The organism is Marinobacter sp., assembly GCF_039977835.1.
In the GTDB taxonomy this organism is placed as follows: Bacteria; Pseudomonadota; Gammaproteobacteria; order Pseudomonadales; family Oleiphilaceae; genus Marinobacter.
Window position 1 is genome coordinate 88,258 of record NZ_JBDWCL010000064.1, and the last position, 23,054, is coordinate 111,311.

Below are 23,054 nucleotides of genomic sequence, written 5' to 3' on the forward strand. Positions count from 1 at the left end.
CTATACTTCCCTGATAAATGAAGAATCCGGGCGAAAATAACACCTGCAGGATGGACTATGAAGCTTGGCAAAAAGAAGAACTCTGACGAGGCCGCACCTGAAAAGAATCCAGCCAGGAAACAGGCAAAAAAACAGAGCAAAGACAGAAAATCCACATCTGGCCCGAGTCATAAACGACTGAGTTCTGTTTCTGTCAGCCAGGCTCTGGTTGTTGTCATAGCCGGGGCGGTAGCAGCTGCGCTGATTCACTTCCTTTTGGCCGCACCTTCCGAGGCCCGTCGTTATGACATGCAGGCTGCTCTGGAGGCTGATACGGTCGCAATCCGGATCAATCAACAGCTTTCGCTGCTTCAGTCTGCGGTGGAGGGCATCGCCGCCCAGGATCATGTCCGGGCCGCGCTGCGTGGGGAGGCGTCCATTGACGATACTGCCTCGGATCTTGCTGGTACCTTGCCGGGGATCGAGGCGGTGTATCTGTTCCCGTACGGGGAGATTCCGCGTAGTGCCAGCGAGCCTACCCTGGGCTTTGCCGGTCTGGACCTGGCAAGGCGGGCTGAAACCGGTCAGAGGCTTTACCCGGACGCGTTCCCGCGGGACGGACAATGGTACCTGCAGATGGCAGCCCCGGTCCGCAATCCACAGAGCCGCGCGGTCGCCGGCAGTGTGCTGGTTGTTTTCAGCACTGCGCAGTTGCAGCCACTGATGTCGGGCGTCAATGAGGCGCTGGGGGGGCAGTTCTCTCTGGTACAGTCCGTTAACGGCGCAAATCGCACCATTGTGAGCCAGGGGAGCGGGAGTGGCCCGGTACAGACACGTGATCTGACCAACCCGGACTGGGAACTTCAGTACCGCCCCGCTTCGTCACCGGCTCCGCTCCTCAACAGTACACTGGCAATTATCCTGATACTGGTTCCTGCGTTGATTGCAGCGATTGTTGTCTGGCTGCTGCTGGGCAATGCCCAGAGAGGTCTGCGGCAGGATGTGACCGCATTGATCCAGTGGGCTCACAAGGTGTTTGGTGGCGAAAGAATAAAGCCGCCCACGCTGAAGTGGGATATGGTGGCGTCGACTGCTGAAGTGCTTCACCGACTCTCACAGATGGTGGAAAAGCGGGTGGCCAAGGCCGGCGAGTCAGCGCGTCCAAAGGCGGCCAGCGGCGGACAGGCGCCAAAGCCCGCCGCCGATGAGCCGCTGTTCCAGGATAAGGACATGCTCGACATTGATATGCTGGACGGTGATGATGATGTGCTCGGATTTGGTGGTACCGGTGGCTCGGACGATACGCCGGATGTTGAGGAGGTGCAGCTGCCTGCAGCAGAGGTGTCGGACACCATATTCCGCGCCTACGACATCCGTGGCATCGTTGGCGAGACCCTGACCCCCGATATCGTGACGGTGATTGGCCGGGCCATTGGCAGCGAGGCCATGGCGCGTGGTCAGGACCGTCTGTGTATTGGCTATGATGGACGTCATTCCAGCCCTGAGCTGGCTGACGCCCTGGCCAGGGGCGTCATGGCGACCGGATGCAATGTGATTCAGGTGGGCGCGGTACCAACCCCGGTGCTCTATTTTGCAACCCATGAACTGGATACCGGCTCCGGCGTCATGGTCACTGGAAGCCACAATCCCGCCAATTATAACGGCCTCAAAATCATGCTGGGGGGCGAAACCCTCTCCGGTGAAGCCATCCAGAAACTGTTACAGCGAATCCGTACCGGCGACTTCGCCAGCGGTCACGGCAGCCAGTCCTCGGAAGATGTGCGCCGAGCCTATCTGGACCGCATCGTTGGTGACATTGCGGTTGCAGCTCCCCTGAAGGTTGTTCTGGATGCCGGTAATGGCATTGCCGGTGCGCTGGGGCCCCTGCTGATCGAAGAGTTGGGCTGCGAGGTCATCCCGCTTTACTGCGAAGTGGATGGCAGTTTTCCCAACCACCATCCGGATCCTGGAAAGCCAGAAAACCTTGCGGATCTGATCGAACGGGTGAAGGCCGAAGGTGCAGATATTGGCCTGGCCTTCGACGGCGATGGCGACCGCCTGGGCGTGGTGACGAACACCGGCAAGATCATCTGGCCCGACCGGCTGCTGATGCTCTTTGCCAGGGACGTGGTCTCGCGTAACCCGGGTGCCGATGTGCTTTATGACGTGAAATGCAGCCGCCGTCTTGCGGGCGTCATTTCCGAGGCCGGTGGGCGACCGGTCATGTGGAAATCAGGCCACTCCCTGATGAAAGCGAAAATGAAGGAGACCGGGGCACTGTTGGCCGGAGAGATGAGCGGCCATATTTTCTTCGGAGAGCGCTGGATGGGTTTCGACGATGGCTTGTATTCCGCCGCCAGGCTTCTGGAAATCCTGGGTATTGAGGACCGTCATTGTGACGAGGTGTTCGAGGATTTCCCCGAAGATATCAGTACGCCGGAGCTGAGCGTAGCGGTACCGGAAGAGGCCAAGTTCCCGTTGATGGAGCGCCTGGGCAAAGAAGCCAACTTTGGTGAGGCAAACATCAGCACTATCGATGGTCTTCGTGTGGAATACACCGATGGCTGGGGGTTATGCCGTGCTTCCAATACCACTCCGGCGCTGGTGCTTCGCTTCGAGGCAGAGACGGAAGAAGCGCTGGAGCGCATCAAGGCTGTTTTCCGGGAACAGCTGCAGAAAGTGGCACCGGATCTTGTCGCGGATTTCTGACGGCTCTGGAATAATCGTAAACCCAATGATGAGACTTCTGACCAACAAGGCAATGTGAATGGCTCTGGATCGTGAAACAGCAATGCAGGTGGCGGCAGTACTGAGCAAGGGCCTGCCTTATATTCAGCGGTTTACCGGCAAAACCGTGGTGATTAAATACGGCGGCAACGCCATGGAAAACGAGGAGCTGAAAAGCAGTTTCGCCCGGGATGTGGTGCTGATGAAGCTGGTGGGCATCAATCCCATCGTGGTCCACGGCGGTGGCCCACAGATTGGCGAGTTGCTGGAGCGCCTCAACATCAAGTCCAACTTCGTGAACGGCATGCGTGTCACCGACAGCCAGACCATGGATGTGGTGGAAATGGTGCTGGGAGGTCAGGTGAACAAACAGATTGTGTCTCTGATCAACTCTCATGGCGGCACTGCCGTGGGCCTGACGGGTAAGGACGCCAACCTGATCCGTGCCCGCAAGCTGGAAGTCATGAACCGCTCCCCCGAGCTTGAGCGCCCGGAGATTATTGATATTGGCCATGTGGGCGAAGTGGCCAGTGTGAATGTGGAAGTGATCGAAATGCTTACCCGCAGCAATGTGATTCCTGTCATCGCACCCATCGGCGTTGGCCCCGATGGCGCATCCTATAACATCAATGCGGATCTGGTGGCCGGCAAGGTGGCCGAGGCCATGAAGGCCGAGAAACTGATCCTGCTGACTAATGTTTCCGGCCTCAAGAGCAAGGAAGGTAAGGTGCTGACCGGTCTGACCGTGAAGCAGGTCAACGAGCTGATTGAGGACGGCACCATCCACGGTGGCATGCTGCCGAAGATTCGCTGCGCCCTGGATGCGGTCGAAAACGGGGTTCGTACCTCTCATATCATTGACGGCCGTGTGGCCCATGCCACGTTGCTGGAAATCTTCACGGATGAAGGTGTGGGTACGCTGATTTCCCGTAACTGACTCCCCGAGAGGAACGATTGATGAAGCGCCTGCTCACCTTTTTGGTTGTCCTGGCCCTGATTGGCTACCTGTCGTTCAAGGGTGCGGTGTGGTGGCTGGCAGACCAGCGGCTTGCCGAGGCCCGCAAGGCGGTTGAAGAAGCAGGCGTCATTGATCGGGGCGAGATCCGTTCCGGCATCGAAGGTCGGCTGGTATTGGGCAATGGCAGTTATCAGGATTTTCGCCTGACCAGGCCTGTGGGGTTCGGCCGCCTGATGGTTGATGCGGGTTCCCCCCTGGCGTTGCTTACCGCACTGCTGGATCCGGCGGACCTGCCCGCTGAATGGTCCCTGCAGGCTGAAAACCTGCACCTGATGCTGGACAGCAACATGTTCCGTAACTGGGTCACTGCCGGCAGTGAAAAGGCGCCAGCCCTGTTTTCCCCGGTTTGCGGCCCCGATCATCGCCAACAACTTGGCAGTGGCGACCTGCTCAGGCTGGGTATATCCGGTGTGTCTGGTGAAGCTCTCGTTGCCCAGCGTGCGGGCGGTGTTTATGGCGAACTGACCACTGTCGATACCGGCAGCGTGGAAGTGAACTGGCCCGGCGCGAGGCTCAACCCGCTGGATTTGCCAGGCATTGTGGAATCCACGACATCCGCGATCAGTGTGACGCTGCGGGACGGCGGCATGATGCGGCAGGTAGCGGCCTACTGTTCCCGGGAAGCCGGAGTAGAGACCGACGAATGGACCAGCATTGTCATGGGCGCCTTCAGCGAAGGGCTCAAGGCCCGTGGATTCAGCGCCAGCGAACAGTTGCTGGCGCTCTATCGGCAGTGGCTGACCGAGGGTGGTGAACTGACCCTGGAGTTGAACCCATCGGCCCCGGTTTGGGGGGTGCCTGTACGAGAGGACGAGCAAGCCGCAGGAAACAGCCTGAACGTCCGTTATAACCGTTCTGAAGTGCCCGACGTCTATCTGACCCGGGTGGAGCCGAAGATGCCGGAGCGGCCAGAAGTCCCGCTCGAGCCGGTTACAGCAGGTGACGATGGTGACGGAGGCGTCGATATTGTTGCAGGTTGGAATTCTGTCGCCAGTGAGAATGCCGACGGCTGGATAGGGCAGACAGTGAGAGTCACCCTGGAGAATGGTAACGTTGTCGAAGGCAGGCTGGTGAGCGTAGGTGACTCGCGTATGGAAATCGCGCGGCTGATGGATGGTGGCGAAGTTGCCTACCCCCTTGCCATCCGGCTGATTGCAACTTTTGAGGTCTGGCGTCGGGGCCAGGCCCGCTAGCTCCCAGACGGGGCGGAGTACTATTTATTATGTCCGGATCCACACAACATTTGCCCGGCGTTCGTGAAATGCTGACAAAGCTGATCGCCCAGCCATCGATCAGTAGCGCCTCTGCGGAGTGGGACCAGAGCAATGAGCCCGTGGTGCGTACTCTGGCGGAATGGCTCGAGCCCATGGGCTTCAATGTCGAGCTGCTGGAAGTGCCGGGCATGCCCGGTAAATACAACATGATTGCCACCCTTGGCAGCGGCGCCGGCGGTCTGGTGCTTTCCGGGCATACGGATACCGTGCCTTTTGACGACAAACGCTGGCAGAGTGACCCATTTACTCTGACCGAGCGGGACGGCCGCTGGTACGGCCTGGGCACCTGCGACATGAAAGGCTTTTTCCCATTGGCCATTGAAGCGGCCAGGGCTTTCGCCGATGAGGAGCTGAAGCAGCCACTTATTATTCTTGCCACTGCTGACGAGGAAAGCTCCATGAACGGCGCCCGGGCCCTGGCTGAGGCAGGTCGCCCCAAGGCCCGTTATGCGGTGATCGGAGAGCCCACTGGTCTGCGGCCCGTGCGCATGCACAAGGGCATCATGATGGAGCGGCTGGTATTCGAAGGCCAGTCCGGTCATTCCTCAGACCCCTCCCTGGGCCGTAACGCCATGGAAGGGATGCATGAGGCGCTGGGTGAGCTGCTGTCGATGCGTGCAGGCTGGCAGGCAAAATACAGCAACCCCAATTTCAAGGTCCAGGTGCCCACCATGAACCTGGGCTGCATCCACGGCGGCGATAACCCCAACCGTATCTGCGCCCGTTGCGAGTTGCACTTCGACTTGCGTCCTTTGCCGGGCATGGATATGAAGGCGCTGCGCGAGGAGATTCTCCATAAGCTGCAGCCATTGGCGAAAAAGCGCGAGCTTTCGATGGAATTCGAGCCGTTGTTTGACGGCGTACCGCCGTTTGAAACGCCGGCAGATGCCCAACTGGTGCGTGCCTGCGAAAAACTGACAGGCCATACGGCAGAGGCCGTAGCCTTCGCAACGGAAGCACCCTGGTTGCAAAAATTGGGGTTGGAAACTCTTGTCATGGGCCCCGGTTATATTGATCAGGCCCACCAACCGGATGAATTTCTGGAATTATCACAGCTGGACCCGGCTGTCAGGGTTCTCAAAGGGCTGATCAAAGAATTCTGCCTTTAAGGCGTGCAGGAGAAGAGCTTGAAATCGAACGACTGGTTGCATGGCTTCCGCCACTCATCGCCCTACATCAATGCCCACCGTGGTCGCACGGTGGTGCTGACGATAGGCGGCGATGCGATTATCCATGGCAATCTGATCAATATTATCCATGACATAGCATTGCTCAGCAGTTTGGGCATCAGGCTGGTGGTCGCTTTTGGTGCGAGGCCCCAGATTCAAACGAGGCTGGATAGCGCCGGTGAAGAATCCAGCTTTCATCGGGGATTGCGGGTAACCCCGGAGCAGCAGCTCCCTCTGGTGCTGGAGGCAATCGGGGGGTTGCGGGCGTTTCTGGAGAGCCGGCTCTCGATGGGGCTGGTGAATTCACCGATGCATAACGCACGGATCAGGGTGAGCAGTGGCAACTATGTAACAGCGCGACCGGTAGGGGTGCTGGACGGAATCGATTTTGGCCACACCGGTCGGGTGCGCCGGGTGGATGTCGGCGGTATCGAGAAGCTGCTGGAGCTGGGACACATTGTGCTTTTGCCGCCGCTTGGGTATTCGCCCACCGGTGATGCCTTCAACCTGTCCTACGAGGATGTAGGCAGTCAGGTTGCCGCCGCATTGCAGGCTGAGAAGCTGATCATGTTTACCGAGAACCTGGGGCTGCTGGACGAGGACGGTCAACTGATGCGTGAGCTGTCCGCCCGGCAGGCCTCTGACCGGCTGACTGCCGGCATGGTTCAGGGCCACGACGGCGATCTGTTGCGAGCTGCCTGTGATGCCTGCGTCAGGGGCGTACGCCGGGCCCATATTATCAGTTACGTGGACGATGGCGCGTTGCTGGAAGAGCTCTTTACCCGCGACGGTTCCGGCACCCTGGTCAGCAGTGATAACTACGAGCAGATTCGTCAGGCACGGGTCGAAGACATTGGGGGCATCCTGGAGCTGATTCAGCCGCTTGAGGAACAGGGCATTCTGGTCCGCCGTTCCCGGGAAATGCTGGAAACGGAAATTGGCAGTTTTGTGGTGGCGGAGCGAGACGGCACAATTGTGGGATGCGCAGCGCTTTACCACTACCCTGATGAGAGTGCAGGCGAGCTTTCCTGTTTTGCGGTGGACCAGGCCTACCGTCGTGCTGGTCGCGGCGATGAGCTTCTTGCCATGATCGAGAAGCTGGCAAAGGGGCAGAGTATACAGCGGTTGTTCGCACTCACCACTCAGACTGAGCACTGGTTCCGGGAACGGGGTTTTCAGCCATCAACTGTACGCGAGCTGCCCGGGCTCAAACTGGCGTCATACAACGCCCAGCGTAACTCAAAGGTTTTCGTGAAAGTGCTGGCCTAGTCTGGCCAGGGTTTTCTGGCGCTTCTCATAGGGTTGCCCGGAAAGGCTTTCCACTGCCCCGTAGAAGGCTTCGAAGTTGCCACCGACATTGCGGAACAGTTGTCGGAAGGCTGGCACATGCTGGTTGTACTGACTGAACAGAGCCAGGTTGGCGTTGTTCAGCTCCGTTGGATTGTCTCCCAGGGGGCCTGGCTGGTCCCAGCGTGCCGACAGTGCGCGATAGTCCTCCAGAAGCTTCTGGAATATCTGTGCTTTTCGCTGCCGGAGTTCGGCCTGGGGCCGTGTGTCTCGTTCCTCATAGAGCACTTCCAGCTGCGCGGACGCGGCCTCAACCAGCCTGAGCGTCTGAGTGCGCTGGTGCAGACGCGTCAGCGCACGCCGGAAACCGTCGTCGTCACCCTGTCGCTCCAGCCACAGTCGCAGGCCCTCCAGCTCCACGGCGGTTGCAAAGCTCTCGTTGAAGGCCGTATCGTCGTTGATGTAAACCACGCGGTGTGCCAGTTCGTGGAACATGAGGGCGACCATGCGGTCAACAGCCAGAGAAATGAAACCGGTGTGCAGTGGGTCATCAAACCAGCCCAGGGTTGAATAAGCGGTGACACCCCCGATAAACGTGTCGTAGCCCCGGGCAATGAACGACTGTTCTTCCGCTTGCGCCCTCTCCAGTTCGTAGTACCCCCGATAGGCCTGGCAGCCAATAATCGGATAACACCAGCGATGGGGTTCAAGAGAAAATTCCGGGGCCGCCACCAGGTTGACCACCACCCATGGCCGTCCAAGTTCGGCATAGCTGGAGAAGGCATCGCCTACGGGCAGCGCGAGCTGGGCAGCGGCAAACTCACGGGCGTCATGTGCCACGGCAAGTTTCTGCCGCAATGCCGGTGGCGTGGAGGGTGCGTCGAGCAACTGCTGCACCGATTGCGTGGCCATCATCAGTGACAGATGGCCACTGGCGGCCTGGCTGTAATAGCCTAATGTCGTACACCCGGAAAGTGTCGTTATCAGTAGCATAACAAGATAGATCTGACTAAGCTGTGTCATGGTTCAGGCTGTTATTTTGTTGCTGGCTGGCAAGTGGGTCAGGGGTTATATTACAGCTATGTTCCCCCAAGTAGCAGGTGGCTGTCGCCGCCTTTCAGGGATACCGGCCGGTGACCGGAACCGTATGCATAACCGGTCCACCAGGCTTTGCCAGATATCAGGTAGTTCATGGATCCGAAAGATCGTCGTTCTAGTCCCCGTCAACCGATCAAACTCGCAGCCCAGCTGGATGTTGGCAGTGGCGAAAACCTGCCCTGTCAGATCGCGGATTTCTGTGCCGAGGGACTGTTTGTGCGGTATTCCGGGGAAACGTCCAGAAAGCTGGACCAGGTTCTTTCGCGGGGTGCACCTGAGCTGGTGGTCCGTTTTCGCAGTCCTGACGGCCGCAAACGCCACGAATTGTACGTCAATGTCATGCGCCGTATTGAAGGTGCCATGGGTGTGGGCTTTACACGCTCCAACCCGGAGGCAGTGAATGCCATGCTGGAGCAGTGTGGCGCCAATCGCCATCAGGACCGCGCCTCCCTCCGGGCGCCCAGTGACAAGGTCCAGTTCGTCCTGCACCAGTCAGCAAAGGCCGTTGTCCAGTATATAGAGCCGCTGATGGATGCGTGTTTTGTGCAGATGGTTAGCGGCCTGCGTGAAGCGGCGCAAAGGGCGGGTAATGATCAGCAGGCAAATGAGTTCATGGATGCGTCTGGCCAGCTTCAGGCGCGCCAGAGGGTTATCTGGCACCAGATGGCCCGCAGTCTGGAATCGCCGCTCAAACCGGCGCCAAGGGGTGCTCCGGGGGCTGAGTTATCGGTAGTGGACAAGGGCGAGTTTGAAGACTGGCTGACAATCCGCGTAATGGTCACCAAGGCCGACACCCAGTACCGGGGTGACCTGCTCCAGCTCAAACTCCGCCTCGACAAGCTGGGCATTGCCAATTCCACGGGCCACCATAACCCGCTTGGCCCTGCGCTGATCTGCGAAGCCTTTCATTCCGGCCTGACGCTGCTCAAGGCTGACCGTGAAGTGGAGAAGGCCTGCCTCAAGGTCTTTGAAAAATCCGTACTGATGCATCTTGGCCCTCTTTACCGGGAATTGAATAATATTCTGGTGCGCCATGGCGTACTGCCGGACCTGGATCTGAGCAAGTATCTGAGTGAACATTCACCGGCCGAAGCAGAGGCGAACCGAACAAAGGCGTCTGCCGCACCCAGGGCTGAGGAGCCGGCGAAAGAGGCAGCCGCACCTGTCAGTGAGGTGGCCCCCCCCGAGGATAAAATGCCCCGCTTCCCCAGCCGGAGATCCTCCTCGGACTTCCGCGGCTATGCGGCAGCCGCCCAGACTGCCTTTGCAACCGTGAAGAATCTGCTTGGCACTTTGACCGCCAGTCGTCTGGCTCGTGGCGATATGGCACCGGTGGAATTTTCCCCGGATGCGAGGAAGCTTTCTGCCGGGGAGTTGCAGAAGCAGCTGCAGGAGCTCCAGTTACAGGCAGCAGCTGCCAACCCTGAACAGCCATCGCTTCGTGAGCGTGTTGTGGAAAGGGTGAGGGAAAGTGGAGAGCACGCGCTGGGGGAGGAAGAGCAGAGTACCCTGGACGTGGTCGACCGGTTCTTCAGTAGCGTGGTGGAAAGCCCGAAACTCAGCGAGTATGCCCAGTCGCGTATGCGACAGCTGGAAGTGCCGGTACTGAAAGTGGTCATGAGGGATCCCGAGTTCTTCGATGATCAGGATAGCCCCGTGCGCGGGGTCATGAACCGGCTGGCTCAACTGGGTGTCAAGGGTGGCCGCATCAACCCCGTGGTTCAGCGGCGAATCGACGAGCTGATTCAGCGCATTGCCACCGATTTCGAGCAGGATACCGGCGTGTTTGAGAATGCGGTGCAGGAACTGGACGGGCTGATAGATCGGCAGAACCTTGTGTATCGGCGCAATGTCGAGCGGGTGACTGCCGCCGCCGAGGGTGCCCAGAAGGTGTCGGAGTCCAAGAAGGCTGTGGCGGCGGTGCTGGAGCAGAAACTCGCAGGCCGGAAAGTGCCGAAGGCGGTCGTCAGCCTTCTGGACGGAGGCTGGCGTGATCTGCTCTCGCTGACCTGGATCCGCCAGGGACAGGACAGCCCGCTGTGGCAGGATTATCTTTCGGTCATTGATTCGCTGATGACCTTTGCGGATGACCCCGACAATACCATTAATCTGCCGGAGTTATTGCGGGTGATCCAGGACGGTCTGGCGTCAATATCCAGTAACCATATGCCGTCTTCCCAGATCCGTGACGAGCTCAAGCAGTTCCTGGTGCGCCGCCCCGAAAGCCCGCCGGCGATGGTGGAAATTCCGCCGGCGAAGACCGAAGACGACAAGAAACAGGCGCTGTCGGAGCGCGACCAGCGCAGCCTGCAGCGCTGGATCAACCGTGCCCAGCAGTTGCGCACGGGGGACTGGCTCAAGGACCAGGAGAAGCCGGACGAGCCACAGTATATTCGCCTGGTCTGGGTGGCCCGTGGTTTCAGTCGCTTTGTCTTCGTGAACCATCAGGGCATGCGAGTGGTAGAGCTGGAGCTGGAGGCTCTGGCCCAGCATATGCGCAAGGGTATTATCGTTCCGGACAGCCAGTACGAGCGGCCGCTGGTGGACGAGAGCATCGACCGGATGGTGCGCAAGGTATACGATCAGCTGTCCTGGGCGTCCACCCATGATGAGCTGACAGGCCTGCTGGGGCGCCGTGAGTTTGAGCGTATGCTGGAGCAGCAGCTGGCGCGGCGCGAGGATGAACGCGCACTGGTCAGGCTTGATCTTCGCCAGTTCCGGCTCCTCAATGATACCGCCGGCTATCAGGCGGGGGATGAAGCGCTGCGCATGATAGCGGATGTGCTTCGCAGCCGTGTGGGTGATGGCATGCCACTGGCACGGCTGTCCGGTAATGAGTTCGCCCTGATGCTGCCGGCGGAAAACGCCCTTGAGGCTTCCCGGGGCATCGTGGCGGCCATTGAGGCTATTGAGTTCCGTTTTGACAGCGGTATTTACCACCTCTCCGCCAGTGCCGGGCTGGCTCAGGAAATGCCGGCGCTGGCCAATGCCGAGCGCTGGCTGAAGGCGTCCGAAGTAGCCATGAAAGTGGCCAAGAAACGCGGTCATGGCAAGGTGGTGGAGTATTCCCTGGATGCGCACGACCATGCCCGCCAGGAGCAGATTGCGGCCAAGGTTGCCAACCTGGGAGATCTCAATGAAGAGCGTATGTTACTGCGTTGCCAGAAGATCATCCCGTTGCATCCCCACACCACCATGGCTCCGCAATATGAAATTCTGATCAGCATGTATGACGATACTGGCAGTCTGATTACCGGCAAGGATTTTGTCCGTATGGCGGAGCGCTACGATCGTATGCAGGCGGTTGACCGCTGGGTGGTGGGGCAGATGCTGGACTGGCTGCGGGACAAGGCGCCTGATCCTGCGCACCTGGGGGGTATCTGTATTAACCTGTCGGGGCATTCGCTGAACGACCAACTGCTGATGGAATTCATCTATGACAAGCTGAGCCAGAAAGACGCCCCCATCGAGAGGATCTGGTTTGAGATTACCGAGGCCTCTGCCATCAACGACATTCAGGGCATCTCCGAGTTTATTGAGGAGATGAAAGAGCTGGGGTGTCGATTCTGCCTCGGCGATTTTGGCAGCGGCCCCACCTCCTTCCAGTTCATGCGCAGCCTGCCCGTGGACTTCATCAAGCTGGACAGCGCCTTTACCAGCCAGCTGGATACCAGTGAAACAGACCGGGCAATGGTGAAGTCGATGGTGGACATGGCCCACTATATGAAGCGGGAAGTGATTGCCTCACAGGTTGAAACCCGCGGGGTTCTCGATATGCTGACCGGTTTGGGTGTGGACTATGCTCAGGGTTTCATCATCGAAAAGCCGCGGCTGCTCACCAGCCTGGACTGACTTTCCGGACCACCTGTTATGTCAAAACGCCATCCGATCATCGCGGTTACCGGTTCCTCCGGTGCTGGTACCACCACCACCGGCAACATTTTCAGCCGTCTTTTCGCCGGCGAGGGGCTCAGGGCTGCCATGGTCAGTGGTGACAGTTTTCACCGCTATAACCGTGAGCAGATGGCCCGCCTTGCCGCCAAGGGCCAGTTCGGCGAGCGTAACCACTTTGCGCTGGCGGCAAACCATATCGACAAGCTTGAAGCTCTGTTTTACGACTACGGCCACACCGGCAGCGGCCAGTTCCGGCAATACGTTCATGACGAAGACAGGCAACTGATCGAAGCGGGACACAAGCCCGGGACCTTTACGCCATGGGGGCCGCTGGCACCGGATACCGACCTGCTGTTTTACGAAGGGCTCCATGGCGGAGTGGTCAGTGAAGCCTATAATATTGCCCAATATGTGGATTTGCTGGTGGGCGTGGTACCCATCGTCAATCTCGAGTGGATCCAGAAAATCCACCGCGACACCAACAAGCGAGGGTATTCCCAGGACGCGGTCGTGGAGACCATCATCAATCGCATGGACGATTACGTACACGATATCGTTCCGCAATTTACCCACACCCACGTGAACTTCCAGCGTATTCCGCTGGTGGACACATCCAACCCCTTTGTCGTACGGGATGTTCCCACGGAAGATGAGAGCCTGATCGTCATCCATTTCCGTGATCCGACGGATGTGGATTTTCCTTATCTGCTGCAGATGATCGCTGGCAGCAGCCTTTCCCGACACGACACCCTGGTGATTCCCGGGACCAAGCTGTCGTTGGCCATGGACTTGATCATGCGGCCGCTGGTATCGGAACTGATGGCACGCAAACCCTTCGCCTGATCAGGCGGTCAGGCGGCCGTCGCGGTAGTCCCTCAGTGTTTGCTCAATCTCTTCCCGGCTGTTCATGACAAACGGGCCGTACTGAACCACGGGCTCCCCGATCGGCTTTCCCGCGATAAGCAGTAACCGTGCGCCTTCCTCACCGGCGCCGACCCGGATGCTGTCCCCCGGGGACAGGACGCTGGCTGCAGAAAGCTGAAGCGCCTGGGAGCCCCCGTCTGACACCAGTGCAGCTTCGCCGTCGTAAAGGTACAGCATGCCATCCAGCTCCGGTGAGACCGGCAGCAGGGTTTCCTTTCCCGGCTCAAGGTGAATGTCCGCATACATCGGGCGGGTGCTGCCTCCGTTCACCGCGCCCTGGTGTTCCTGGCCTTCCACCGTCAGTATCCCGGCAATCAGCTTTACCAGGCCGCCGTCTACCGTAATGGCCGGTATCTCCTCCGGTTGAATATCGCGGTAGCCGGCTGGCTTCATCTTTTCTGCAGCGGGCAGGTTGAGCCACAGCTGGAAGCCGCGCATCTGTCCCGATTCTTGCTGGGGCATTTCCGAGTGCACGATGCCGCGCCCGGCGGTCATCCACTGAACACCACCGTTTTTCAGGTTGCCGCGGTTGCCCAGGTGGTCTTCATGGAGCATGTGGCCTTCGATCATGTAGGTGACTGTCTCGAACCCACGATGGGGGTGGGACGGGAAACCGGCAATGTAGTCCTGGGGTTGGTCCGAACCGAATTCGTCCAGCATCAGGAACGGATCAAGACGGATGTGCTGGTTTTGACCGATGGAGCGCTTGATGCGCACACCGGCGCCATCAGAGGTTTCCAGAGCAGAGATGGTCCTGGTGACGGATCGCAGGGGCATGGCGTATTCCTCCTCAAAGGGTATGTGTCTTATTAGACGCCCTTGGGGCACCGGGAATAAACCGGAGAATTCTGGAAGGAGACATCAAAAAAACTGAAGGTCCGGTGATGATGGGGCATCACCGGTGCCAGATACAGGTTATTCCACGTTGCGGGAATAGAACATTTCCAGCATTTCCCGCTTCAGGCGTTCTTCAATGGAGCGGGCTTCTTCCGGGTCCAGGTCGCTGGCATTGACTCCGAACACATAGTTATCCAGATTGAAGTTCTTGAGCATCATCTTGGTGTGGAACAGGTTTTCCTGGTACACGTTGACGTCAATCATCTGGTAGGCGTTCTGGGTATCTTCGGTCAGGTAGTTCTGGATCGAGTTGATGTCGTGGTCAATGTAGTGCTTGGTACCATCGACATCGCGGGTAAAGCCCCTGACACGGTAGTCCACGGTAACAACATCGGAATCAAAGCTGTGGATCAGGTAGTTCAGTACCTTCAGCGGCGAGATCAGGCCACAGGTAGAGACGTCGATGTCCGCCCGGAAGGTGCTGATGCCCTCATAGGGATGGCTCTCCGGATAGGTATGCACGGTGACATGACTCTTGTCCAGGTGTGCCACGATGGCATCCGGCAGTGGGCCCGGTGACTCCTCGTTGTCCGGCTCGCCGGTGCTGAGTTCGTGCTCGGCGATCAGCATGGTGACGGACGCACCATGTGGCTCGTAGTCCTGGCGTGCGATGTTCAGTACATTGGCGCCGATGATCTTGACTACGTCGGTGAGAATCTGGGTCAGACGCTCTGCATTGTACATCTCGTCGATGTAGTCGATGTAGGCTTCACGTTGCTCTTCGGTCTGCGCATAACAGATGTCGTAGATGTTGAAGCTCAGCGATTTGGTCAGGTTATTGAAACCATGCAGCTGTAGTTTGGTTTCCATGTTCAGCCCCCCCAAGTGACTGGAGATGAGTGTCGGTGGTCATGTCTGCGCGTTGCATGCATGCCACCAAGGCCGCCACCGATAACTGACCGGGTTGTTTACCTTTTGCGCAGACCGGCGGAGAGGGTGCGTATTATGCACACCGACCCTTGATTTGGGTAGAGTTCACGGCAATATTGTAGCATCCGTATTCGTCCCGATTCAGGGCGCCTCACGGATTTCATGGCTGTGGGTAATTTCCACGCCGGCCTTCTCCAGCATGATGGAGGCAGAACAGTACTTTTCTGCGGAAAGACTGACCGCTCTTTTCACCAGGTTTTCCTTCAGACTGCGTCCGGTAACAACAAAGTGCAGGTGGATGCGGGTAAATACCGCAGGCACTGCATCGGCGCGTTCCGCTTCCAGTTCGGCATGGCAGGCGGTGACGTCCTGCCGGCTTTTCTCGAGGATGTTCATGACGTCGAAGGAAGAACAGCCGCCAAGGCCCATCAGCATCATTTCCATGGGGCGTGGCCCCAGGTCCTTGCCGCCGTGGTCAGGCGGCCCGTCCAATTGCACAGAGTGGCCGCTGCCACTGGTTGCTCTGAAGCTGGCGTCGCCCGTCCAGTCAATGGTTGCTTTCATCGGTTTTCATGCTCCGGATGAGGTGTGATGTGCGATTGACCGGGATGCTAGCATATCCCGGAGTGTGCGGCAGCTTCGCAAAAAGGCAGCTCTGTGGATCTGGTCTATACTGTTTCAGGTTGCCGAAACCGGGCCTTCTTGTTATAAGTTGCCTTCATAATGAATGAACCCGCACGGAAAGCAGGGTGAATAAAAACATCGGGATCCCGCCAGTACTAAGGAGGCATGACTCGCACTATGGCCACTATCGTCAAGCCGGTTGAGCAGAAAACCAAGCACCTGGACTATTTTCTTTCGCAATGCCATCGCCGGCGTTACCCTGCCAAGAGCACCATTATCTATGCGGGGGATAAAAGCGATTCCCTGTTCTACATCGTCAAGGGTTCCGTTACCGTCATTATCGAGGATGACGACGGCCGCGAGATGATCATGGCCTACCTGAACGCCGGGGACTTCTTCGGTGAGATGGGGCTGTTTGACAACATGGACTCACGCAGTGCCTGGGTGAAGGCCAAGACCGAGTGTGAAGTTGCCGAGATCAGCTATACCAAGTTCCGTGAAATTGCCCAGCAGGACCCCAGGGTGCTGTATTTCATCGGCGAGCAGATGGCTTCGCGTTTGCGTCAGACCACCCGCAAGGTGGGCGATCTGGCGTTCCTGGATGTTACAGGCCGTGTTGCCCGTACGTTGCTGGACCTGTGCAAGGAACCGGACGCCATGACCCACCCCGATGGCATGCAGATCAAGATTACCCGCCAGGAAATCGGCCGCATCGTGGGTTGTTCCCGCGAGATGGTCGGCCGGGTACTGAAAACTCTGGAAGATCAGGGGCTGGTGCGGGTCAAGGGCAAGACCATGGTGGTGTACGGTACCCGATAAACGGGCCTGGTTATTCGACGATGGCCACGCTCTTGATCTGCAGGCAGACGTCCATGCCGGGGCTGAGCCCGAGCTGATGGGCCGAGCGACTGGTAATCCGTGACAGAAACGATGTCGTGCCGGCCTGGAGTCGGACCGTGGTCAGACCGGGGCGCTGCTCGGCGGCGATATCCATCACCCTGGCCGGCAGCAGGTTCTGGATGCTCTGGTCAGGATTTGCTGACAGGGCAATACTCACATCCCGTGCCAGTATCTGCAGCCGGACCCGGCTGCCGGGTTCGGGCTGGCGGTCATCCCTTACCCACAGGTTGCCGCCGTCGAATTCCGCACGGCACAGATGCCACTGGGGGTCCCCTTCGCGGATCACGGCAGGCACAATCACCGCTGCGTCCTCTTCCAATGCAAATGGCTCGTCGGGACGGGCCAGTGTCTCCTGCAAGCAGCCCCGGGCGACCACCCGGCCCTGATCCATCATCACAATGTAATCAGCCAGCCGTGCCACTTCGGCGGTGGAATGAGAGACATAGACAATCGGAATGTCCAGGCTGCCGCGGAGGGTTTCCAGATAGGGCAGAATCTCCCGTTTGCTTGCCTGGTCAAGCGCGGAGAGGGGCTCGTCCATCAGCAACAGCCGGGGGCTGGTCAGCAGTGCCCGGGCGATCGCAACGCGCTGGCGCTCGCCGCCGGATAATCGGTCGGGCCCGCGGTCCAGCAGATGCGAGAGTCCCAGCCAGTCGATCACCTGCGGCGGGTGAATCCGCCGCTGGGCCACCGGTGTGCGACGGTAGCCAAAGTTCAGGTTGCCATTGACCGACAGGTGCGGGAACAGGCTGGTTTCCTGGAAGACATAGGCGAGTGGGCGTTTATGGACCGGCAGGCAGGTGCTATCGTCCTGCCAGACATCACCGTTAACGGACAGTTGCCCGGCACAGCTCTGCAGGCCGGCAATACATCGAAGCACAGTGGTTTTGCCGCAGCCGGAATGGCCGAACAGTGCAGTCACGCCGTTGCCCGGTAGATCCAGGTCCACATCCAGGCGGAAAGCCGCGAAATCGGTTGTGAAGCGGGCAACAATCCCTGGCTCTTTCATGATTTCAGGTTCCCGTTATTCAGGCGTCCATTGATCAGATAGAGACTCAGCAGAACAAGGAATGAAAATACCAGCATGCCCCCTGCCAGCAGGTGGGCCCTGCCATATTGCAGTGTTTCCACATGGTCGTAGATAGCCACGGAGAGCACCCGGGTTTCGCCGGGAATATTGCCGCCAATCATCAGCACTACGCCGAATTCCCCCAGTGTATGGGCGAAGGTCAGCACGGCCGCGGTCAGGAAGCCGGGGCGGGCCAGGGGGATCACTACGGAGAAAAAGCAATCCAGCGGAGATGCGCGCAATGTAGCGGCGACCTCCAGCATGCGTTCGTTAACGGTGGAAAAGACATTCTGCAGTGGCTGGACCGTGAAGGGCAGTGAGTAGAGCACAGACGCCACCACCAGGCCGGCAAAGGTGAACGGCAGGGTGCCCAGCCCCAGGGTGTCAGTCAGCGTACCCACAACGCCTTCAGGCCCCATGAGTAACAACAGGTAGAACCCCAGAACGGTGGGTGGTAAAACCAGAGGCAGCGCTACAATGGCGGCTACCGGTTGTCTGAGCCAGTGGCTGCTGCGGGCCAGCCACCAGGCGATGGGGGTTCCGATGACCATCAGCAGGGCAGTCGTGATGCCGGCGAGTTTCAGGGTCAGCCAGACGGTTTGCCATTCCGGGCTCATCAATACTCCATGGGTTAATCGGACGCGTGCGGGATATCGTAGCCGTATTGGCGAATAATGTCCTGCGCTTCACCGCTGGCAAGAAAGTCCATCCATGCCCGGGCGGCCTCGTTATCCCGGCCCCGTTCCAGCAGGATGGCCTGCTGTGCGATGGGGTCGTGGTAACTGCCGGGTACGGTCCAACGGGCACCGCCGTCACGGTCATTACGGAGCTGGGCCAGTGCCACGAATCCTGCTTTGGTGTTGCCTGTAGCCACGAACTGCAAGGTCTGGGCAATGGATTCCCCCCGCACCAGCCGGTCCTCCAGGGTGCTCCAGAGGCCGAGACGCTCCAGGGTTTGCTGGGCGGCAAGGCCGTAGGGCGCGGTTGCTGGATTGGCGATAGCCAGGCGTCGAAAGTTGCCGTCACGCAGGAAGGCTATTGGATCCCCGAATGCCTGCGGATCCGGGCTCCAGAGAATGAGTTGACCGACGGCATAGGTAAAGCGTGTGCCCGTAACCCCGGATCCGTTCTGCTCCATGAGCCGTGGCCGTTCCTGATCCGCAGCGAGAAACACGTCGAACGGCGCGCCGTGAAGAATCTGCGCGTAAAGCTTGCCGGTGGAGCCGTAGCTGATGCGGCTACTGTGCCCCGTTGCCTCTGTAAACCGCACAGCAAGACGTTCGGCGGCATCGTGGAAATTGGTTGCAATGGCCAGCCTGACTTCACCTGCCAGCGCCGTTCCCGTAGCAATCAGCAGGCTCAGAACCAGCAATGAACGGATGGTGGCCGTCATGGAGAAGTGCACTCCCGAGGGTTGATTAGTGGCCGTGATCATACCGTCCTTGAGCGGCCGCCGTCATGCTTCAATTGGTCGATGTGCCAGTCTGGGAATACAACTGAGAAGATGGCTCCAGACCTCACTGGCATTGGTTTCGTTCACCAGTTCGTGACGGGCCCCGGGAAACAGCCTTTCAGAGACGACATTGAGCCCCGCTGCCCGCAGGTTGGCAACATGCCGGCTGAACCCCGTGCCCATTTCCCCCACCGGGTCCTGGTCCCCCGCAAGCAGATGGACCGGCAGGTCTTTGCGCCACGCTGCCGGATTAATGTCCAGCATACCGCCAATGAAGTCCGACCACAGGCCGATGGTGCAGGAAAAGCCACACAGAGGGTCTTTCAGATAGCGGTCCACCTGGTGCGGGTCGCGGCTCAGCCAGTCATGGCTGGTGCGATTGGGTGCAAACGCCTTGTTGAAAGCGCCGAATGTCATGTTGTCGATCAGCGGGCTGTGGTGCCGTTTTCCCCGCAGTGCCCGGATCAGTCGTACCAGAACCAGGGAAACCAGCAGTCGCGGTTTGTCGATACGATTGGTGGCGCAGAGAACCAGGTTGTCGATCTGGTCACCGTATTGCTGGGTGAATGCCTGGGCGATAAACGAGCCCATACTATGCCCGAACAGTGTCAACGGTAGGTCGGGAGACTGTTTTCTGGCGTGGACAACGACCTGCTGCAGGTCGTCAACCACTTTTTGCCAGCCACGATCATTGGCGTAGTGGCCAAGTTCGCTGTCGGGGCAGTGCGGCCCATGGCCCCGGTGCTGGACGGCGATAACCGCCACCCCTTGCTGGTTGAACCACTCGGCCATTGGCTGGTAGCGGGCAGCATGTTCGGCCATGCCATGGGCAATCACGAGGACCGCGGTCCTGTTTTCCGGCACCCAGGACAGTAACGGAATCCGGTGATGGTCCGGGCTGTTGATGAGACTTTCCTGCTGGTCCATGCGATTGAATCCGGGCTGGTTATTTGCGTACAACGGAGTCTAGCGGGAAAACGGGTCTAAAATTGAGACAGGTCCTGAAAATCGGATGTTTGTGTTGCTAATCCCTGTCCCATTCCGGTGGCTTCCACAGGTGCTTCAGCCGCAAGAGCAGGCCGCCGGGCCTGGCCATGGCCCGGAACAGGTCGACATATTCGTGAGTCCATAACACCAGTAGATTGTTGGAGCGCACCGGACGGGTAATGCCATATTCCGGCGGCGCCTGCACATCTTCCGCCACGAAGGTGCCGAACAGCCGGTCCCAGATTATCAGTGTGCCGCCGTAATTACGGTCAATATAGCCCGGATTGCGACCGTGGTGGACCCGATGGTGACTGGGTGTATTGAAGGCCAGCTCCACCCAGTGTGGCAACCGGCCGATGAGGGTGGTGTGGATAAAGAACTGATAAACCAGTGACAGGGCGTAGGCAACGCCGATCCACACCGGATTGAAACCGATAAGCGCCAGCGGCAGGTAAAACGCCCACATTCCGTTGAATATGTTGGTGGCGTTCTGGCGCATGGCGGTGGAGAAATTCATCCGCTCCGAGGAGTGATGGACCACGTGTGCCGCCCAGAACCAGCGAATGCGGTGGCTGGAACGATGCATCCAGTAGAAGCAGAAGTCCACGCCCAGGAAAGTCAGGAAGCCGGTCACCCAGTTCAGCTCCAGGTCCAGAATGCGGTGATGGTAGAGGAAGGCGTAAACGGGAAAGGCAATCAGGCCCGCGAACAGCAGTTCCGTAACCTGATAGCCGGCGCCCAGGGCAAAGTTGCGGATGGCTTCCGGCACATTCATCCGCGTAGGGTCATGGCGAATACGCAGGTACTCCCAGAGGGTGACGGCAATGAAGACTGGCGTGGCGACCACGAAGATCAGTTGCCGCTCATCCAGTGCCAGCCAGGGAGTCAGGGTGTTCCAGAGCGACAGCAACCCACTGTCCTCCAGTACTGCCATCATCATGTCTGCCAACGCCATAGTCTGCCCGTATTATTTATGTTTATTGGTACTGGTTCATTCTGAGCCTGTCATCATTGTAAAAATTGACAATCCATGCCACAAAATTGACTATTGATGCCAATAGTATGGGGATTAACACCATGAGGGGAAATGAACGGTGGCCAGGGTAATCCGGGTAACCGGTGCCTGGACCGGTCTGCTGTCTGACTGGCTGGACCAGCAGGGGCTGGAGGCCGGTCCTTTACGGGCGGCGTTGGCCCGGTGGGCAGCACGGGACAATGTTCCGGTATCGGTCTGGCGCGATCTGCTGTCGCAGGGGCTGGCGCTGGTGCCGGGCCGTTTGGCGCCCGAGCTCGGCGTGGGTGCCTGCGTGCTTCCGGGTCATGTCGGGGTACTGGGTTACCTGGTGCTGGCCTCGGATACCCTGGGGGAAGCCATGCTGGCTTATCAACGCTATGAAACCCTGTTCTATGGTGCCAGCCTAGCGGAGATCGAAGTTATCGGCGACCAGGCCGAGATGCGCTGGCCACCCTCCGACAATGAACTGGGGCAGCAGGCCGATGGCGCCGCAATTGCGGCGTTGGTCACGTTCATGCGTCGGCAGATTGAGCAACCCCCTCCACCTTCCGCCATAAGTTTTCTTGAAAGTGTTGATACAGAAACCGCCAAGGCCTATAAGGCATTCTTCGGTTGCCCGATAACATGGAGCGACAGCCACGTGCGGGTGCGGTTTCCGCTGCATTATCTGAGCCTGCCAATGCCACGGCGGGATCCCACCCTGCTGGCCCTTCTGGACCGGCAGGCGAGGGCGCTGATGAGGGCCCTGCCAGCAGGTGTCTGCGAAAATGCCAGCCAGAGCCGCGGGGAAAGTTCCGGTACTGACCGCCAGTTGCAGCAAGTCTTGCTCAGGCTGCTGGCCGACGGCGAGCCCATCCTGGCGCGAGCCGCAAGTGCCATGCACATGGCGCCGCGCACCCTGCAGCGACGGCTGGCCCGGCACCAGCTAAGCTGGCAGCAGTGGCTCGACCGCAGCCGCGAGCAACTGGCCCGGCAGTATCTGGCGGACCCGTCGCTGACCCTGACGGACATCGCCCTGTTGCTGGGCTTCTCCGAACAGAGTGCCTTCACCCGGGCCTACAGTCGCTGGACCGGTAATTCGCCGGGCAGAGAGCGCCGGCAGCAGTTCAGCGATTAGCGGTGTATATTCTCTCCAGAAGGGTGATCTGCGGCTGCCACTGGTCCAGCCAGGCCTTGATGTCGCGGGGGATTTTTGCCGGTTTTGGCCAGGGCACCGGATACGGCCGGGGCTGGAACATGGGGGCGAACAGCGCCGCAGCGGTAAGGTCGGCGCGGGAGAAGCTGTCACCGGCCAGATAGGGTTTCTGCCGGTAGGCTTCTGCCAGTTCGGTTAGATAGGCTTCCATGGTTTCACGGGACTGTTCCGCCGTCTTCGGGTTGATCTTCATCCACTTGCGCATGATTTCGTCCACACGGCTGAAGGCCAGTTTCAGTAGAATCCGATTGTAGAAAGGGGTGCCCGCTGCCAGCAGGGGAACCACCACCTTGGGGCGCTGCAGGAAATGGTGGTAGGAGTAACACCGTACTGCCGGGCCGGCTTCCTCGTCCAGCCGCTGCTCCCAGGCCATGGCCGCCTCGCGCGCACGCAGGTCTGCCGGCGTCAGTGGGTTATCCGGAAAAGTTTCGTCGAGGTAGTCGATGATCTCCTTTGACCCCTGGACCCGGTGGCCGTCATGGTCAATCACTGGCACTGACGAATTCCCACCGGTGAGTTTGCGGATCGTGTTGACGTGCTGGCCGGGGAGCAGGCTGATGGTCTCATAGCTCAGCCCCTTGTAATCCAGCGCCCAGCGAACCTTTTCGCAGTAATGGGATATCGCAAACTGGTAAAGTCTGATGGCCATGGTGCATTGTTCTCCAGTGTTTTAA

At 59.0% G+C, this 23,054-nt stretch carries 19 protein-coding genes; 9 read left to right on the plus strand and 10 right to left on the minus strand.

Features of this window, described 5'->3' with window-relative positions:
• The first annotated feature begins 57 nt into the window (after positions 1-57).
• The 5 genes from ABJM11_RS18230 to argA are packed head-to-tail and all read left to right on the plus strand — an operon-like array spanning position 58 to position 7,436.
• Positions 58-2,688, plus strand: a complete 2,631-nt coding sequence (locus ABJM11_RS18230; RefSeq protein ID WP_348294154.1) for a phosphomannomutase/phosphoglucomutase — start codon at positions 58-60, stop codon at positions 2,686-2,688.
• A gap of 58 nt (positions 2,689-2,746) precedes the next feature.
• Positions 2,747-3,643, plus strand: a complete 897-nt coding sequence (argB, locus tag ABJM11_RS18235; RefSeq protein WP_348294156.1) for an acetylglutamate kinase — start codon at positions 2,747-2,749, stop codon at positions 3,641-3,643.
• Positions 3,644-3,663: 20 nt separating this feature from the next.
• Entirely contained in the window at positions 3,664-4,917 is a 1,254-nt protein-coding gene (locus tag ABJM11_RS18240) for an acetylornithine deacetylase (RefSeq protein ID WP_348294158.1), read from the plus strand.
• Between the two features lie 29 nt (positions 4,918-4,946).
• The gene (gene argE / locus ABJM11_RS18245) at positions 4,947-6,107 is read left to right on the plus strand and encodes an acetylornithine deacetylase (protein WP_348294159.1); all 1,161 of its coding nucleotides are present in this window, start codon (positions 4,947-4,949) and stop codon (positions 6,105-6,107) included.
• Positions 6,108-6,125: 18 nt separating this feature from the next.
• Positions 6,126-7,436 (plus strand): amino-acid N-acetyltransferase, encoded by a 1,311-nt coding sequence (gene argA / locus ABJM11_RS18250; RefSeq protein WP_348294161.1) that lies wholly within the window; start codon positions 6,126-6,128, stop codon positions 7,434-7,436.
• Here argA and ABJM11_RS18255 read toward each other — a convergent pair.
• Positions 7,407-8,477: an aminopeptidase gene (locus ABJM11_RS18255; protein ID WP_348294162.1), complete on the minus strand. Its 1,071-nt coding sequence runs from the start codon at positions 8,475-8,477 to the stop codon at positions 7,407-7,409. The two genes, argA and ABJM11_RS18255, sit on opposite strands and share 30 nt — an antisense overlap.
• Positions 8,478-8,645: 168 nt before the next feature.
• Between ABJM11_RS18255 and ABJM11_RS18260 the strand changes: the two genes are divergently transcribed.
• A complete protein-coding gene (locus tag ABJM11_RS18260) occupies positions 8,646-12,404 on the plus strand; it encodes a DUF1631 family protein (protein WP_348294163.1) in 3,759 nt (1,252 codons plus the stop codon).
• 18 nt (positions 12,405-12,422) lie between these two features.
• Positions 12,423-13,289, plus strand: coding sequence for a phosphoribulokinase (locus tag ABJM11_RS18265; protein ID WP_348294165.1), 867 nt, complete (start codon positions 12,423-12,425; stop codon positions 13,287-13,289).
• Here ABJM11_RS18265 and ABJM11_RS18270 read toward each other — a convergent pair whose 3' ends face one another.
• The 3 genes from ABJM11_RS18270 to ABJM11_RS18280 form a co-directional block, all read right to left on the minus strand.
• Positions 13,290-14,147, minus strand: a complete 858-nt coding sequence (locus ABJM11_RS18270) for a pirin family protein (protein WP_348294166.1) — start codon at positions 14,145-14,147, stop codon at positions 13,290-13,292.
• A gap of 138 nt (positions 14,148-14,285) precedes the next feature.
• The gene (gene speD / locus ABJM11_RS18275; RefSeq protein WP_348294168.1) at positions 14,286-15,077 is read right to left on the minus strand and encodes an adenosylmethionine decarboxylase; all 792 of its coding nucleotides are present in this window, start codon (positions 15,075-15,077) and stop codon (positions 14,286-14,288) included.
• Positions 15,078-15,278: 201 nt separating this feature from the next.
• Positions 15,279-15,701 (minus strand): OsmC family protein, encoded by a 423-nt coding sequence (locus ABJM11_RS18280; RefSeq protein ID WP_348294169.1) that lies wholly within the window; start codon positions 15,699-15,701, stop codon positions 15,279-15,281.
• Between the two features lie 237 nt (positions 15,702-15,938).
• On the opposite strand from ABJM11_RS18280, the gene crp reads away from it, so the two are divergent.
• Entirely contained in the window at positions 15,939-16,580 is a 642-nt protein-coding gene (crp, locus tag ABJM11_RS18285) for a cAMP-activated global transcriptional regulator CRP (protein ID WP_007153756.1), read from the plus strand.
• 10 nt (positions 16,581-16,590) lie between these two features.
• On the opposite strand, the gene modC is transcribed toward crp, so the two are convergent.
• From modC to ABJM11_RS18310, 5 genes are all read right to left on the minus strand, one after another.
• A complete protein-coding gene (gene modC, locus ABJM11_RS18290) occupies positions 16,591-17,670 on the minus strand; it encodes a molybdenum ABC transporter ATP-binding protein (protein WP_348294171.1) in 1,080 nt (359 codons plus the stop codon).
• Positions 17,667-18,347, minus strand: coding sequence for a molybdate ABC transporter permease subunit (modB, locus tag ABJM11_RS18295; protein ID WP_348294172.1), 681 nt, complete (start codon positions 18,345-18,347; stop codon positions 17,667-17,669). The genes modC and modB overlap by 4 nt, the downstream gene beginning before the upstream one ends.
• Positions 18,348-18,361: 14 nt before the next feature.
• The gene (gene modA / locus ABJM11_RS18300; RefSeq protein WP_348294173.1) at positions 18,362-19,123 is read right to left on the minus strand and encodes a molybdate ABC transporter substrate-binding protein; all 762 of its coding nucleotides are present in this window, start codon (positions 19,121-19,123) and stop codon (positions 18,362-18,364) included.
• 63 nt (positions 19,124-19,186) lie between these two features.
• A complete protein-coding gene (locus tag ABJM11_RS18305; protein ID WP_348294175.1) occupies positions 19,187-20,110 on the minus strand; it encodes an alpha/beta fold hydrolase in 924 nt (307 codons plus the stop codon).
• Between the two features lie 97 nt (positions 20,111-20,207).
• Entirely contained in the window at positions 20,208-21,125 is a 918-nt protein-coding gene (locus ABJM11_RS18310; RefSeq protein WP_348294176.1) for a sterol desaturase family protein, read from the minus strand.
• A 139-nt stretch (positions 21,126-21,264) separates the two neighbouring features.
• Here ABJM11_RS18310 and ABJM11_RS18315 point away from each other — a divergent pair, with 139 nt between their 5' ends.
• On the plus strand, positions 21,265-22,302 hold the full coding sequence (locus tag ABJM11_RS18315; RefSeq protein ID WP_348294177.1) for a helix-turn-helix domain-containing protein: 1,038 nt from the start codon (positions 21,265-21,267) through the stop codon (positions 22,300-22,302).
• Here ABJM11_RS18315 and ABJM11_RS18320 read toward each other — a convergent pair.
• Positions 22,292-23,029, minus strand: a complete 738-nt coding sequence (locus ABJM11_RS18320) for a glutathione S-transferase family protein (RefSeq protein WP_348294178.1) — start codon at positions 23,027-23,029, stop codon at positions 22,292-22,294. The genes ABJM11_RS18315 and ABJM11_RS18320 overlap by 11 nt on opposite strands.
• Positions 23,030-23,054: the final 25 nt, after the last annotated feature.

Bases quoted from the DNA above. Each gene is read 5' to 3' on its own strand.
- ABJM11_RS18230 (WP_348294154.1), top strand. From the start codon at position 58: ATGAAGCTTGGCAAAAAGAAGAACTCTGACGAGGCCGCACCTGAAAAG.
- argB (WP_348294156.1), top strand. From the start codon at position 2,747: ATGGCTCTGGATCGTGAAACAGCAATGCAGGTGGCGGCAGTACTGAGC.
- ABJM11_RS18240 (WP_348294158.1), top strand. From the start codon at position 3,664: ATGAAGCGCCTGCTCACCTTTTTGGTTGTCCTGGCCCTGATTGGCTAC.
- argE (WP_348294159.1), top strand. From the start codon at position 4,947: ATGTCCGGATCCACACAACATTTGCCCGGCGTTCGTGAAATGCTGACA.
- ABJM11_RS18255 (WP_348294162.1), bottom strand. From the start codon at position 8,477: ATGACACAGCTTAGTCAGATCTATCTTGTTATGCTACTGATAACGACA.
- ABJM11_RS18260 (WP_348294163.1), top strand. From the start codon at position 8,646: ATGGATCCGAAAGATCGTCGTTCTAGTCCCCGTCAACCGATCAAACTC.
- ABJM11_RS18265 (WP_348294165.1), top strand. From the start codon at position 12,423: ATGTCAAAACGCCATCCGATCATCGCGGTTACCGGTTCCTCCGGTGCT.
- ABJM11_RS18270 (WP_348294166.1), bottom strand. From the start codon at position 14,147: ATGCCCCTGCGATCCGTCACCAGGACCATCTCTGCTCTGGAAACCTCT.
- speD (WP_348294168.1), bottom strand. From the start codon at position 15,077: ATGGAAACCAAACTACAGCTGCATGGTTTCAATAACCTGACCAAATCG.
- ABJM11_RS18280 (WP_348294169.1), bottom strand. From the start codon at position 15,701: ATGAAAGCAACCATTGACTGGACGGGCGACGCCAGCTTCAGAGCAACC.
- crp (WP_007153756.1), top strand. From the start codon at position 15,939: ATGGCCACTATCGTCAAGCCGGTTGAGCAGAAAACCAAGCACCTGGAC.
- modC (WP_348294171.1), bottom strand. From the start codon at position 17,670: ATGAAAGAGCCAGGGATTGTTGCCCGCTTCACAACCGATTTCGCGGCT.
- modB (WP_348294172.1), bottom strand. From the start codon at position 18,347: ATGAGCCCGGAATGGCAAACCGTCTGGCTGACCCTGAAACTCGCCGGC.
- modA (WP_348294173.1), bottom strand. From the start codon at position 19,123: ATGACGGCCACCATCCGTTCATTGCTGGTTCTGAGCCTGCTGATTGCT.
- ABJM11_RS18305 (WP_348294175.1), bottom strand. From the start codon at position 20,110: ATGGACCAGCAGGAAAGTCTCATCAACAGCCCGGACCATCACCGGATT.
- ABJM11_RS18310 (WP_348294176.1), bottom strand. From the start codon at position 21,125: ATGGCGTTGGCAGACATGATGATGGCAGTACTGGAGGACAGTGGGTTG.
- ABJM11_RS18320 (WP_348294178.1), bottom strand. From the start codon at position 23,029: ATGGCCATCAGACTTTACCAGTTTGCGATATCCCATTACTGCGAAAAG.